The sequence below is a fragment of the Tahibacter sp. genome, from assembly GCF_032229445.1.
GTDB lineage: Bacteria > Pseudomonadota > Gammaproteobacteria > Xanthomonadales > Rhodanobacteraceae > Tahibacter.
The window spans coordinates 17,434-29,823 of record NZ_JAVTWC010000063.1 but is presented as its reverse complement, the minus strand read 5'-3'; the positions used below and the strand labels follow the sequence as shown (position 1 = coordinate 29,823).

Annotated in this window: 15 protein-coding genes; 6 read left to right on the top strand and 9 right to left on the bottom strand. The window is 67.3% G+C overall.

Annotated elements, in window-relative coordinates; all coding sequences use genetic code 11:
* Positions 1–63 precede the first annotated feature (63 nt).
* From RUU78_RS12165 to RUU78_RS12155, 3 genes are all read right to left on the bottom strand, one after another.
* Positions 64–516 (bottom strand): hypothetical protein, encoded by a 453-nt coding sequence (locus RUU78_RS12165; RefSeq protein WP_313916941.1) that lies wholly within the window; start codon positions 514–516, stop codon positions 64–66.
* Between the two features lie 76 nt (positions 517–592).
* Positions 593–877, bottom strand: coding sequence for a hypothetical protein (locus tag RUU78_RS12160; RefSeq protein WP_313916939.1), 285 nt, complete (start codon positions 875–877; stop codon positions 593–595).
* Between the two features lie 280 nt (positions 878–1,157).
* Positions 1,158–3,419, bottom strand: coding sequence for a DEAD/DEAH box helicase (locus tag RUU78_RS12155; RefSeq protein ID WP_313916937.1), 2,262 nt, complete (start codon positions 3,417–3,419; stop codon positions 1,158–1,160).
* A 223-nt stretch (positions 3,420–3,642) separates the two neighbouring features.
* On the opposite strand from RUU78_RS12155, the gene RUU78_RS12150 reads away from it, so the two are divergent.
* On the top strand, positions 3,643–4,569 hold the full coding sequence (locus tag RUU78_RS12150) for a hypothetical protein (RefSeq protein WP_313916935.1): 927 nt from the start codon (positions 3,643–3,645) through the stop codon (positions 4,567–4,569).
* A 25-nt stretch (positions 4,570–4,594) separates the two neighbouring features.
* Here RUU78_RS12150 and RUU78_RS12145 read toward each other — a convergent pair whose 3' ends face one another.
* Positions 4,595–4,966, bottom strand: coding sequence for a DUF4345 domain-containing protein (locus RUU78_RS12145; protein WP_313916933.1), 372 nt, complete (start codon positions 4,964–4,966; stop codon positions 4,595–4,597).
* Positions 4,967–5,030: 64 nt separating this feature from the next.
* Positions 5,031–5,756, bottom strand: a complete 726-nt coding sequence (locus tag RUU78_RS12140; protein WP_313916931.1) for a phosphatase PAP2 family protein — start codon at positions 5,754–5,756, stop codon at positions 5,031–5,033.
* A gap of 148 nt (positions 5,757–5,904) precedes the next feature.
* Here RUU78_RS12140 and RUU78_RS12135 point away from each other — a divergent pair, with 148 nt between their 5' ends.
* Positions 5,905–7,179, top strand: coding sequence for a crosslink repair DNA glycosylase YcaQ family protein (locus RUU78_RS12135; RefSeq protein ID WP_313916929.1), 1,275 nt, complete (start codon positions 5,905–5,907; stop codon positions 7,177–7,179).
* A gap of 104 nt (positions 7,180–7,283) precedes the next feature.
* Here the strand turns inward: RUU78_RS12135 and RUU78_RS12130 are convergent, their stop codons facing one another.
* Entirely contained in the window at positions 7,284–7,736 is a 453-nt protein-coding gene (locus RUU78_RS12130) for a hypothetical protein (protein ID WP_313916927.1), read from the bottom strand.
* A 134-nt stretch (positions 7,737–7,870) separates the two neighbouring features.
* Between RUU78_RS12130 and RUU78_RS12125 the strand changes: the two genes are divergently transcribed.
* Entirely contained in the window at positions 7,871–8,449 is a 579-nt protein-coding gene (locus tag RUU78_RS12125; protein WP_313916926.1) for a hypothetical protein, read from the top strand.
* Between the two features lie 10 nt (positions 8,450–8,459).
* Here the strand turns inward: RUU78_RS12125 and RUU78_RS12120 are convergent, their stop codons facing one another.
* A complete protein-coding gene (locus tag RUU78_RS12120; RefSeq protein WP_313916924.1) occupies positions 8,460–8,906 on the bottom strand; it encodes a DUF6265 family protein in 447 nt (148 codons plus the stop codon).
* Between the two features lie 214 nt (positions 8,907–9,120).
* Between RUU78_RS12120 and RUU78_RS12115 the strand changes: the two genes are divergently transcribed.
* The 3 genes from RUU78_RS12115 to RUU78_RS12105 all read left to right on the top strand — a co-directional run bounded on the left by RUU78_RS12115 (position 9,121) and on the right by RUU78_RS12105 (position 11,217).
* A complete protein-coding gene (locus RUU78_RS12115; RefSeq protein ID WP_313916922.1) occupies positions 9,121–9,666 on the top strand; it encodes a YkvA family protein in 546 nt (181 codons plus the stop codon).
* Between the two features lie 427 nt (positions 9,667–10,093).
* Positions 10,094–10,594 carry a peptidylprolyl isomerase gene (locus RUU78_RS12110; RefSeq protein ID WP_313916921.1) on the top strand — a complete coding sequence of 167 codons (501 nt, stop codon included), beginning with the start codon at positions 10,094–10,096 and terminating at the stop codon, positions 10,592–10,594.
* A 62-nt stretch (positions 10,595–10,656) separates the two neighbouring features.
* Positions 10,657–11,217 carry an NAD(P)H-dependent oxidoreductase gene (locus RUU78_RS12105; protein ID WP_313916919.1) on the top strand — a complete coding sequence of 187 codons (561 nt, stop codon included), beginning with the start codon at positions 10,657–10,659 and terminating at the stop codon, positions 11,215–11,217.
* Positions 11,218–11,242: 25 nt separating this feature from the next.
* On the opposite strand, the gene RUU78_RS12100 is transcribed toward RUU78_RS12105, so the two are convergent.
* Entirely contained in the window at positions 11,243–11,752 is a 510-nt protein-coding gene (locus RUU78_RS12100; protein WP_313916917.1) for a C40 family peptidase, read from the bottom strand.
* Entirely contained in the window at positions 11,749–12,321 is a 573-nt protein-coding gene (locus tag RUU78_RS12095; protein WP_313916915.1) for an N-acetylmuramoyl-L-alanine amidase, read from the bottom strand. Before RUU78_RS12095 ends, RUU78_RS12100 begins: the two co-directional genes overlap by 4 nt.
* Positions 12,322–12,390: the final 69 nt, after the last annotated feature.

Genomic DNA, 12,390 nt, shown 5'->3' with positions numbered 1-12,390 from the left:
GAGCGGGGCAAAAAAGAACGGCCGCCTTGGGCGGCCGGTCCGGGGTATCCACGACAACAGCGCTCAGACGTCGGGCTGAACGCGCGCCGGATAGATCAGTCGCTCGATCGCCATCGGCAAATACCTGCGCGCAAAGACCGGCTGCAGCGGCTCCAGCGCGGCCATCGCGCGTGCGCTGTCCTCGTCGGTAGGCACATACACGAATACGAAGCCGCCGCCGCTGCGCGCGAGTTCGAGATCGTCTTCGATGTAGCCGGCCTCGGTGCCGACCGCCTTGGAAATCTGGATCTTGAGCTTGTCGAGAAAGCTGGCGTCGTCCGTGGACTCCAGTTCGGTGGCCACGAAATCTCCCGTAGCGGCTCGCACATCGTCGGTGCCGAATCCCAACCCTAGCAGATCGCGCTCGGCGGCCTCGGCTTGGGCATGGTTCTCGAAGCCCGCCACGATGTAGTGGCGCGGATAGAACATGCCGAAGGAATGATCGCCTTCCTTGAAGAATTCCCAATGCCTTTTCATGTCGGCCTCCTGGCGCGGATGTAGCGGTACGGCGGCGCGTGCCGGCGTGGGTCGAAAACGGTTCGCTGTGCGCCGATCAGCGCTTTTCTTGCTGATAGCGGCTGAATTCGGCCGCATCGAGCTTGCCGTCGCTGTTTGTGTCCAGGCGCGCGAACTTGCCGGCGAGCTCGTTGCCCGAGGGCACTTCGGACTTGTCGATGAAGCCGTCCCTGTTGGCGTCGAGCTGGGCCATGGAACTCATGCCGGGCGACGGTTCGAGCGCGCTCGGCGGTGGCGGGACCTGGGTCTGGGCCATGCTGCTGCCACTGATCGCGAGAGCGACCGACAGCGCTATGCAGGGAAGTGTGGCGTTGGGTCTCATGACGGATGGTCTCCGTAGCAGGAATGGTGATTCGTGCCACGCAGGGTGCGTGCCAGCAACCGGCCAGGTGTCGTGAATCCCCGCAGGGCCGGTCATTGCTGGGTTTGCTCATGCCGATCCGGGTGACGGTCGGAGCGGATGCGCCGCAAACTGCACGAACCGCGGAGCGGTCCGGGCGAGCTGCATGTAGGTGGGCGCAGGAGGCGACGTCACAGACGTCGCCGTCGGCCGTCGCTCGGTGTGGGGCGATCGCACGACGCCGCCGGCGTCGTGCGACGGGTCAGCGCCGCTTGGGGGGAGGCCGGCGGTCGCCGCCCGACGGAGGGGGGCGGTGATCACCTTGAGGACGCGGGCGCGGCGGCGGACGGTCGCGGTGCTGCGATTCGGGCTGGTCCTCGGCCCGCGTGATGCGCAGTTGCTGGCCCGAAACCCAGACCTTTTTCAGGTGCTTGAACACGTCGCCGGGCATACCGGCGGGCAGGTCGATGAGACTGTGGTCGTCGCGGATGTCGATGCGACCGATGTTGGCGCTGTCCAGTCCCGCTTCGTTGGCGATCGCGCCGACGATGTTGCCCGGCTTGACGCCGTGGCTGTGGCCGACCTCGACGCGGAAGGTCTCCATGCCAGGTTCCTGCTTGCGATCGCGTTCCTTGCGTACAGGGCGTTCGCGTGCGGCGTCGAACGGCGGCCGCGGCGCGGCGGCAGGTGCAGCCGGAGCTGGCGTGTCCAAGCGCTCGATGCGATGCGCTGGCGCATCGCTGCCGGACATGGGGTGCGGGTTATCGATGGTTGTGGCGTCGTGTGTCGGTGCGGTGCTGCCGGAAAGCGCGGTGTCGTGCGATGGCGCTGCGCTGTGCGACGGCGCTGCGCTGCTAGGTGACGGCGCTGCACCGTCCGGCGACGTGCTGTCCGGCGTCGGGGCGACGGGTGCGCTGCGCGGAGCCGGGACATGCGTGGGCGTCTGGTACGAGGGCGTCGGGTGCGCCGGTGTCGTTGGGTGCGCGGGCGTCGCATACGCCGGCGTCGGGTGCCGCGGACGCGGCGAGGCGGCATTGGATTCGTCGCGGTCGCGTCGTTCGGGACGCGGACGCTCGCCGCGCGGTGAGCGGTCGCGATCATTGCGCGGCGCGCCGTAGGCCGTGGAGCCTTCATTGCCGCGGCGCTCGGACCATTTCTCGCGTTCGTTGCGCTCGAACTTCGGTTCGTGTTCGAGCAGCAGGGGCGTGTCGCCCTGGGCGAGCCGCGCGAGTGCCGCGGCGATCTCGACCGCCGGCACGTCGTGTTCGTGCTCGTACTGCTCGATGAGCTGCTGGAACAGCTCGAGGCCGCCGGCTGCGCGCGTGTCGCTGATACGCTGTTTGAAGCGCGAGATGCGCTGGTCGTTGACCGCTTCCACGGTCGGCAGGCTCATCTGCTCGATCGGCTGTCGCGTGGCGCGTTCGATCGCGCGCAGCATGCCGCGCTCGCGCGGGGCCACGAACAGGATCGCGTCGCCGCTGCGGCCCGCGCGGCCGGTGCGGCCGATGCGGTGAACGTAGGCTTCGGTGTCGTAGGGAATGTCATAGTTCAGCACGTGGCTGATGCGCTCCACGTCGAGGCCGCGGGCGGCCACGTCGGTCGCGACGAGAATGTCGATCTGGCCATCCTTGAGGCGCTGAATCGTGCGCTCGCGCTGCTGCTGCTGGATGTCGCCGTTGATGGCTGCGACCGACATCCCCCGTGCGGCGAGCTTCTCCGCCAGTTCCTCGGTCGCTGCCTTGGTGCGGGCGAAGACGATCATCGCGTCGAAGGGCTCGGCTTCGAGGATGCGCGTCAACGCGTCGAGCTTGTGCAGGCCGCTGACCTGCCAGTAGCGCTGGCGGATATTGGTCGCGGTGCTGGTCTTGGATTTGATCGTGACTTCGACCGGGTCTTTCAGGTGCGTCTGCGCGATGCGCCGGATCGGTGCCGGCATGGTCGCGGAGAACAGTGCGATCTGGCGTGTCGGCGGGGTCTTCAGCAGCACGGCCTCGACGTCGTCGACGAAGCCCATGCGCAGCATCTCGTCGGCCTCGTCGAGCACCAGGCAGCGTAGCCGTGACAGATCCAGCGTGCCGCGATTGAGGTGATCGATCACGCGGCCCGGCGTGCCTACGACGACCTGCACGCCACGGCGCAGAGCCTGCAGCTGCGGGCCGTAGCCCTGGCCGCCGTAGATCGGCAGGATCTGGAAGCCGGGCAGGTGCGAGGCGTATTTCTGGAACGCTTCGGCAACCTGGATGGCCAGTTCGCGCGTCGGCGCGAGCACCAGCGCCTGCGGGTATGCCTGGGTCGGATCGATGCGGGCGAGGATCGGCAGCGCGAACGCGGCGGTCTTGCCGGTGCCGGTCTGGGCCTGGCCGAGCACGTCGCGGCCGGCCAGCAGCGGCGGGATGGTGGCGGCCTGGATCGGTGACGGGGATTCATAACCGACCGCTTCCAGCGCCTGCAGAAGGGGCGCGGGCAGGTCCAGTTCCCGGAAGGTGGACGGAGCCGGCAGGGCGCTTTCGGTGGGTTCGGTCATGGGCAGGCTCGCGATGGGGCGGCCTATTGTCGCCGATGCGGCCACGAAATGCTTGATAGGCCACGATTTCGTGTTTCGCTTGGGCTGCTGTGGCGGTAGAAATCGACAAAGACAAAAGTACGCCCGCGCCGCCGTTCCGTGGCCGCGGCGTGCCGGTTTTCCAGTACTTTCCCAGCGCGTTCCCAGCACGCCGCCATGGCGGCCCACGACGAGGATTTCGAACATGACCGTAGCGTTCAGCACCACCGGCGGCGACAGCGTCGGCCAGATCGGTATGACCCTGGCGTCGATCGCCTATGCGCCGGACCAGGCCACGATAGTGAGCCTGCTCGCCGATCCCGGCCTGGCGACCCAGGGCAACTGGAGCCTCGCTTGGTATGCGGTCGATTCGGGCAACCAAGTCTTCGTCGCACAGGACAAGACCAGCGGCCAGTACGCCATCGCGATCCGCGGCTCGGTCACCGATCCGGAGACCAAGGCATTCTGGATCGACTGGTTCGGCCAGGATCTCAGCGTGTTCCGCACCGCGCTGTGGCCCTACGGCGGCGCGCCGGAGGGTGCGCGTGTCGCACGCGGCTCGCTGCATGGGCTGGGCAGCCTGTTGACCTTGAAGGACGCAAGCGGTGTCGATCTGGTCGGCTTCTTCCGCAGCACCGTGAACCGGCCCTTCCTGACCGCCGTGATCGGTCACAGCCTCGGCGGCGCGCTCGCGACCATGCTCGCGGCCTACCTGCATCAGGAGTTCTCGCCCGGGCAGGACGTGCTCGATTTCTGGCCGGTGACCTTTGCCGGCCCGACGGCCGGCGACGCCGCGTTCGCGGGCTGGCTGCTGAGCCAGTTCGCGATGACCAACAGTCGCTACTTCAACGTTGACGACGTCGTGCCGCGCGCCTGGCAGGACCTGAGCTGGATCCGCAATTCGTTCCCGGGTGGGCCGTCGCTGCCGTTGGAATTGATCCCGCTGATCGACGCGATCGAAGGCGTGGTCGATCTCGAACACGTCGGCTACACCCAGCCTGGTCCCGGCGTGCCGCTACAAGGCACGATCGACCTCAACGACGACTGGTTCGCCGAGGCCGGCCTGCAGCACAGTGGCCAGAACTACCTCAAGCTGCTGGGCGCGCCTCCCGTCGACAACGGCAGTTCCTGACCCGCCGCCGCGGTGCGGTAGCGGTTCATGAGCTACGCAGCACCAGCGTGACGGCACCGATCAGCATCAGCAGTTCCAGCCCGGCCACGCCCATGAGCGTCGTGCCGGGCGCGCCGTAAAGTGCAAAGCCGGCGCCGCGGTACAGGACCAGTGCGCCGTAGACGAACAGCGAGAACATCAGTGCGACGCGCTGTGCCGGTACACCCGCATAGACGGCCCAGGCGTAGAACACGGCGAGCCCGAGTTCGAGACCGCCGTAGACGGTCAGGAATTCGATGCGGCCCTGCGTGTCCAGGGTGAAGCCCAGCGATGCGGCGATGCGCGCCGGCACGACGGTGGAGGCGGCAGCGAAGACCGCGTACAGCACGGCGTTGAGGAGCAGATAAGCGGCCAGCATTGCGGCTCCTACGGCGTTGAGGGTCCCGGCATTGTGCGCAGCGCGTGTGCAGGTTGCGTGGAGATCAGGGTGCCGCCGCGCCTTGCCATGCCGTCAGTTCCTGGCGAGCGCGGGCGAGGTCGTCGCGGAAGGCCTGCTGCTGGCGCAGTTCGGCGGCGATCACGGTCGCGGCGATCAGGCCGGCCTCGACATCGGTCGGATAGTGCACGCCAGTGACCAGACGCCCCTGTGCGAACCGGTCGCCGCGCGCGAAGATCTCGCGCCGTTTCTGCGGCAAGAGGTCGGCCAGCACGATCGCGTAGAGCCGCGCGAGCACGGCGTGCCCGCTGGGATAGGTCGCACCGTCCGGTCGGCTGGCCGGATGCACATCGCCCGATGCGAGGAACGGACGCGGGCGGTTCCAGTGAACCTTGGTCGACCCTACGACGGCGCCGATGGAGCGAGTCATCCGCTCGAACAGCAGCGCCGTATGCGGCAGGCGTTCGGCAGCGAAGTCCTTGCCGACCGCATCGGCGAAACGGAATACCGACGCCTCCGCATCGGCCTTGGCCAGGTCGAGCTGGGCTTCGCTGCGCGACTGCTGCAGCGCGAGCACGGCGGCGAGGTCAGCGCGGTCGGCATCAGAGCCTGCGGACGGCGGTGGCGGCAACAGGCTGGTGAGGTCGATGCGCTGCGCGAGTGGATACGGCTCGACGCCACTGAGTGCGGTCGCGAGCGGGCTGAGTACGGCCAGCAGCAGGAAAGCGGCGACGCGCGGCAGCAGGCGCGAGACGGCGGCGGTGGAGCGCATGGGGCGGACTCGTCAGCGGTGGGAGTGCGAGTCTGCCACGCCGGAGGTGCTGCGTTCCTGGCGCTCTCGCCGCAGCGAGGCGAAGGCCCGGCGCGAGTCCGGCTACACTGCGCCGCCGCGTCCGTTGCGGTCCTCCCTGTGCTGCCCCATGAGCCGAGCGATCGCGCGGGATCCGATGACCATTTCCCCGGCCCAGGCGCGCCTGCTGCACCTGGCCGCGCAGGGCCTGCTGCTGGCTCCGCGCGCCGCGGCGACGCCGGCGCGGCTGCTCGCCGCGATCGCGCGCATGCAATTGCTGCAGATCGACACGATCAACGTCGTTGCGCGCAGCCCCTATCTCACGCTGTTTTCGCGTCTGGGCAACTATCCGACCGTGTGGCTCGAACAGGCGCTCGCGCGGGGCAGTCTGTTTGAAACCTGGGCGCACGAGGCCTGTTTTGCGCCGATGGCCGATTTCGATCTGCATCGCGACTACCGCGGCGGACGTTCCAGTCACTGGGCGATGCGCCATGCGATGCGCATTCGCACCAGCCACCGGCGCGAGACCGACGAGTTGCTCGCGCATGTGGCCGAACGCGGCGCGGTGCGCTCGGCCGATTTCGCCCGCACCGACGGCCAGGGCGGAGCCGGCTGGTGGGGTTGGAAGGCAGAAAAGCGCTGGCTCGAATCGCTGTTCGGCACGGGCGAGCTCATGGTCAGCCGGCGCGACAATTTCCAGCGCGTCTACGATCTGACCGAACGCGTGCTGCAGGCGGCGGGGAAACACCGCGTCGAACGTCCGCTCCAGACGCCGCAGGCGGTCAAGCAGGAATGGATCGCCCGCTCGGTCAAGGCGCTCGGCGTGACGCCGGCGCGCTGGATCGCCGACTACTTCCGGCTCGGCCGGCAGATCGGCAGCGACGAGCTGGAGCCGCTGCTGACCTGCGGCGTGATCGTGCCGGTGCGCGTCAGCGGCTGGGACAAACCGGCTTACGTGCACGCCGAGAATCTCCCGCTGGCGCGCCGTGCGGCCGCTGGCGGCCTGCGCGCGACGCACAGCACGCTGCTGTCGCCGTTCGACCCGGTGGTGTGGGATCGCCTGCGCGCGTCTACCCTGTTCGAATTCGACTATCGCATCGAGTGCTATACGCCCGAGGCCAAGCGCCGCTACGGCTATTTCGTGCTGCCGATACTGCGGCGCGGTCGTCTGGTCGGGCGCCTCGACGCCAAGGCACACCGGCGCGAGGGCGTGTTCGAGGTCAAGGCGGTATTCCTGCAAGACGGGCTGACCGCCGACGACGCGCTCGCGGCCGACGTCGCCGATGCGATCCGACACTGTGCGGACTGGCACGGGACGCCTAAGGTAACGCTCGGTCGCAGCGAGCCAGGCAGCTTCTCGGCGCCGCTCAGGCGCGCGTTGCGTGCATCTGGCGGGCGGGCATAGAACAAGGCGAGAGGGCGCCGCGGCCGCGTTTCGACGCCTCGTCGTGAAGGGGATGGCTGACGCGATCGGTTTGTCGCCTGGCACCAGCATTTTGCTGGGCGCTCCTAAAACAGACTGAATCGCAGCCCGTCGCGCTCGTTGTCCCATATTGTTGACACGACCCACCAGCGTTCGCCGTCGTGGAACAGCTGGATCGAGTTCGCGCCGCGCTTGAGCAGCACGTCGGAGTCCGGCGCCGGCCGCGCGTCGTAGCGGCTCCAGACATGCGCGATCTGGCCGAAGCGCTCGACGCGCTGCGCGGTCTCGACCTCGAAGAACGGGTTCTGCGCGAAGTACGGTGTCACGTTCGCGATGTAGTCCTCGACGCCGAAGCTCTCGGCGCGCGGCGTGCCATCCGCAGCGAAGACCGTGCGCAGGCTGCGTGCGTCGCGCCGGTGCAGTGCGCGAAAACGATCCCAGTCGCGCGCTGCGCCGGCCGGGCCGGAGATGCAGGCGTAGATCGCGTGCACCAGCGTGTCGATCCGCTGTGCATCGCGCCAGGCTTGTTCGTGTCGCATGGTGAGGAACCGCTGCTTGGGCCAGCATCCAGCCTGCGCCGCGACCGCGGCGCCACCCAGTGCAGGAAGTCGGGGGCGCGTTGTGCGGTCTGCGCGTCTGCGCGACGATGCCGCACTCACCGCCGGAGACTTGCATGAATCGTCCGACCGCGAAGCATCCGAAACCGACTTGTCTCCTGCTGCTGGCCTGCGCCGTGCTGGCTTCGCCTGCTGTTGCGTCCGACGGCGGTCTGCTGCGCAAGCAGCGTTTCCCGGCCACTGCGCACGTCGGCGATCTGCAGCTCGCCGGCGCCCGGTTCGAGGTTGCCTGTCATCCGGCCAAGGACGGCAGTCTCAGTATCAGCCTCGTGCTGGCCAAGGCAGGCAGCGTCGGTGGCTTCGCCCAGGATCGCTTTGAAGGGCCCGACGGTATCGGCGAGCAGCGCGACCTCGCGCGCTGGAGCGTCGACACGCGCGCCGACGGCCTGAACGTCAAGGGGCCGATCAGCGGCTGGTACGGTGTCGATGGCGACGGCTTCATCTTCTCGCGCTCGCAGCAGAACGGCCGGCCCGGCGCACTGAGCGATCTGGTCAAGGCCGCGATCGCGCCCGAGGCCCGGCGGTTACGCCTGTCGATCGACGCGCCGGACGAGGGCACGGCACTGCAGGCCGAGCTGATGCTCGGCGGCATCCAGTCCGCGATTCGCGACGTCGCCGGTGCGTGCATACCGTAAGCCGCAACCACTACTGCACGCGTCGGTATTCCCAGCGCACGGTGCGCGGTTTGCCGTCGACATTGCCTTCGATGCGCGCGGTCAGGCCGTCGGCGCCGCGGCGCTCGTAGACGATGCGCTGAGGAAAATCATGCGTCTCGTTCTCGAATTCCACGCCCTCGGCGTCCGCGCGGACGGCGTGGAATTCGGTCGCGGGGCCGCCACGCGGCTGGGCGATGTAGTACAGCGCTTCGCCTCGCTGCTCGATGCGCACGAACTCGAAGAACGCCTTCTTGCCGCCATGGGTACGGCTCATTCCGGTCATCAGCCCCTGTACCGGCGCCAGCCAGACCTCGTCGGTCGTGCGGCCCTCGGCCTGGACTCGCCAATGACCGGCCAGCCATGGTGGCGGTTCCAGCGCGGACGCCGGCAGACTGGGCAGCAGCAGGAAGGCAATGGTGTAGCAGGCTTTGCGCACGTTGGAACCTCGTCGCGGCGATAAGTCGGGCCAGCGTAGACGATGCGGCGCCTTGGCGTCGCATCGTGTCCGGTGTGATGCCGGAAATCGCATTGCGTCGTGCGATGCGTTACCCGGGCGCGACGCGCAGGTTCATCGGCAGGACCCGAAACCGTGCCTGCCCGTGACGATCGGCTTTTGACGCTTGCCGCGATGGCGCGTAGGCTCGCGCGCCGTGCGCATTTCATTCCTACTCGAAGCTGAAGACATAGCCCGTTTCCACGCCGCACTGGCACGTGCCGAGCGTCTTGCCGACTGCATGGACGAGTGCGAAGTCGTGGACACGGCCAAGGAAGCCCTCAACACCTTGCCGCTGGCGAGCGCGCCACGCTACGTGCGTCAGCGTCTGGTCTGTGTGCAGCAGATGATCCTCATGCTGGAAGACGAGGCGTGGTGCCTGCCGGCGGCGGAGCGCCGTGAAGTGCTGCGCACGCTGATCTATTTCGCCGATCCTGAAGACCTGATTCCTGACGATGTCGTAGTCATCGGCCTGCTCGACGACGCGATCATGCTCGAACTGCTGCTGCGCAGCTTGCGTCACGTTATAGATGCCTATGTGGATTTCTGTACTTACCGGCGCGACCTGCAGGCTGCCGCCGTCACGCCGGAGCGCCTCCAGCTGAGCACCCTGCTGGCGCGTCGGCGCGATGCCTTGCGTGAGCGCATGCGGCGCCGCATCGCGCGCATGGAATCAGTTCGGCGCATTGCCCAGGCGCCGTAGGCACCGTGCGCCCTCGCCGCTCGGGAACCTCTGAGTGAGGCGAAATGAGTCATCAGCTTCTGGAGCCCCCTTAAGTTAAGGGGGCGGCCAACGCGCAGCGTTGGCCAGGGTTGTGGAGATCTGGTGCACGGCCCAAGGGCAGGGCCGTTCTCGATAGCGGCGGCGTAAATCGAAGTTGTGGAGATCTGGTGCACGGCCCAGGGGCAGCGCTGTTCTCGATAGCGGCGGCGTAAATCGAAGTTGTGGAGATCTGGTGCACGGCCCAGGGGCAGCGCTGTTTTCGATAGCGGCGGCGTAAATCGAAGTTGTGGGGATCTGGTGCACGGCCCAAGGGCGATGCTGTGTTCGATTGCAGCGGCGATGAAAAGATGACGCCATGCCCCCCCGGCCGTTACCATGCGCGCCTTTTGCAGCCGCAGGTATTGCCATGAACGCCGAGAAGAACAAGGTCGTCAGCTTCCACTACACCGTGACCGGCGAGGATGGCGAGATCGTCGACAACTCGCACGAACGCGGTGAGCCACTGGCCGTGTTGCTGGGCCATGGCAACATCATCCCGGGACTGGAAAAAGCCCTGGAAGGACGGGCGGTTGGCGACAAGTTCGACGTCGAGGTCGTACCCGAGGAGGCCTACGGCCCGCGCAATCCCGACGCGAAGCAGCGCGTACCCAAGAAGTATTTCACGGGTGCCCAGAAGCTCAAGGTCGGCGACGTGACCGTACTGGGCCTCAAGGAAGGCGGCCAGCGCATCGTCACGGTGCTGAAGGTCGGCATGACGGCGGTCGACGTGGATCTGAATCACCCGCTCGCTGGCCAGAAGCTCAAGTTCGATGTGGAACTCATCGGTGTACGTGACGCCGAACCGGTGGAATTGCAGCACCGTCACGCCCACGGCAGCGGCGGCCACGCCCACGCCGAGCAGGAATGAGCGGCTGGGGGCGAGGCCGCTTCCCGCTCCTGATTCAGTCGTATTTTTCACGGGCCTGAGCGATGGACGAAGTACGCATCCTCGGTATCTGCGGCAGCCTGCGCAAAGGCTCTTTCAACCGGCGTCTTCTGCAGGTCGCGCGCGAGGAACTGCCGGAAGGCGCGCGGCTGGAACTGGCCGATATTTCCGGCATCCCGATCTACGACGGTGACGTGGAAAGCGCCGGTCTGCCGGCACCCGTGCAGACGCTCAAGCGGCAGATCCGTGCCGCTGACGCGCTGTTGATCGCGACGCCGGAATACAACTACTCGGTTCCCGGTGTGCTCAAGAACGCGCTGGACTGGTGCTCACGCCCCGCCCAGGACAACCCGTTCCGCGACAAGCCGCTCGCGATCATGGGGGCCAGCCAGGGCCTCCTGGGTACCGCACGAGCGCAGTACCACCTGCGCCAGATCGCGGTTTCGCTCGATATGCTCGCACTGAACCGGCCCGAGGTGATGGTCGGTCTGGCCGAGAGCAAGTTCGACGCCGAGGGCCGGTTGACCGACACGAAGTCGCGAGAACTTGTGCACAAGTTGATGGTGGCGCTGGTCGTATGGACGCGGCGCCTGCACATTCCATAGCGACCGCGCCGGCAACCTGAGTCCTTCAACGGATCAGCCGCTTGGCGCCCGAATAGTGCTGGCGCCAGTAGTCGCCGTCGAGCGCGTCCAGACGTACGGTTCCACCACGGCTCGGCGCATGTACGAAACGGCCTTCGCCGACGTAGATGCCGATGTGACTGACGCTGCCGCCATCGCGAAAAAACACCAGGTCGCCTCCGCTGAGTTCCTTACGCGACACGGCCGGCGCGACGAGGCGATCGATATCGGCGGCGCTGCGTGGCAGCCGCGCACCGGCGACGTCGCTGAAGATGTAGCCGATCAGGCCGCTACAGTCGAAGCCGCTTTCGGGCGTGTTGCCGCCGTAGCGGTAGGGTGTGCCGACGAGGCTGATCGCGCGGAACAGGATGTCGTTCGGATTGGCCTCGATGCGTGGCGCTACGATGCCGGGCCGGGCCGGGTTGCGCGAGCCGCAGGCCGTCAGCGTCAGTGCTGCGATCGCCAGCACGAGCGGCCATGCCGCTGCAACGGCGATGCGGCGTACGGGGGCGCTCATGGTTTGGGTCCTGACTGCAATCGCACGAGCCCGCTCGCGGCGAAGCGCGACCAGGGGAACAGAGGTCCTGGATCGCGCTTTCGCCGGACCGTCAGCGCTGCATCGTCGCTGGCGACAACGTCGGCCGTGTCGAGATCTTCGTGACCCGCGATCCAGTGCAACGTGGGGTGATTGGTACGCAGATGCTGCAACAGCGCGAGCAGGCGCTCGATCTGCGCTTCGGTATACGGTTCGTCCATCGCCTGGTGGCGTGAATCGAACCAGTCCGGCCAGCGTCCGCGATTGCTCAGCTCGATGCCGATCGCGCGGTCGTTGTAGCCACGGGTGTGGTGCGCGACGCGCTCGTCGGCGACGTACCGATGGATGCTGCCGTCGTAGTCGATGTAGTAATGACCGCTGTTGCCGGTGCCCGAGGCGTAGATGGCCTGCTCGCCGTAGCGTCGCGCGGTCGCGAGATCGGGTAGTTCAGTGCAATGGATCACGACGAGATCGATGTCCGCGCTGCGACGCAGAGCGAGGCTTTCGACATAGGGCAGGGGCTGATCGTGCAAGGCGAGGGCAGCAGGCATGGTCCGCAGTCTGGCACGCGTGCGGACGGCTGCCAACGCGGCGCGTGCTAGCATTCGCGCCCGTTGCCG

Bases quoted from the DNA above. Each gene is read 5' to 3' on its own strand.
- RUU78_RS12165 (WP_313916941.1), bottom strand. From the start codon at position 516: ATGAAAAGGCATTGGGAATTCTTCAAGGAAGGCGATCATTCCTTCGGC.
- RUU78_RS12160 (WP_313916939.1), bottom strand. From the start codon at position 877: ATGAGACCCAACGCCACACTTCCCTGCATAGCGCTGTCGGTCGCTCTC.
- RUU78_RS12155 (WP_313916937.1), bottom strand. From the start codon at position 3,419: ATGACCGAACCCACCGAAAGCGCCCTGCCGGCTCCGTCCACCTTCCGG.
- RUU78_RS12150 (WP_313916935.1), top strand. From the start codon at position 3,643: ATGACCGTAGCGTTCAGCACCACCGGCGGCGACAGCGTCGGCCAGATC.
- RUU78_RS12145 (WP_313916933.1), bottom strand. From the start codon at position 4,966: ATGCTGGCCGCTTATCTGCTCCTCAACGCCGTGCTGTACGCGGTCTTC.
- RUU78_RS12140 (WP_313916931.1), bottom strand. From the start codon at position 5,756: ATGCGCTCCACCGCCGCCGTCTCGCGCCTGCTGCCGCGCGTCGCCGCT.
- RUU78_RS12135 (WP_313916929.1), top strand. From the start codon at position 5,905: ATGAGCCGAGCGATCGCGCGGGATCCGATGACCATTTCCCCGGCCCAG.
- RUU78_RS12130 (WP_313916927.1), bottom strand. From the start codon at position 7,736: ATGCGACACGAACAAGCCTGGCGCGATGCACAGCGGATCGACACGCTG.
- RUU78_RS12125 (WP_313916926.1), top strand. From the start codon at position 7,871: ATGAATCGTCCGACCGCGAAGCATCCGAAACCGACTTGTCTCCTGCTG.
- RUU78_RS12110 (WP_313916921.1), top strand. From the start codon at position 10,094: ATGAACGCCGAGAAGAACAAGGTCGTCAGCTTCCACTACACCGTGACC.
- RUU78_RS12105 (WP_313916919.1), top strand. From the start codon at position 10,657: ATGGACGAAGTACGCATCCTCGGTATCTGCGGCAGCCTGCGCAAAGGC.
- RUU78_RS12100 (WP_313916917.1), bottom strand. From the start codon at position 11,752: ATGAGCGCCCCCGTACGCCGCATCGCCGTTGCAGCGGCATGGCCGCTC.
- RUU78_RS12095 (WP_313916915.1), bottom strand. From the start codon at position 12,321: ATGCCTGCTGCCCTCGCCTTGCACGATCAGCCCCTGCCCTATGTCGAA.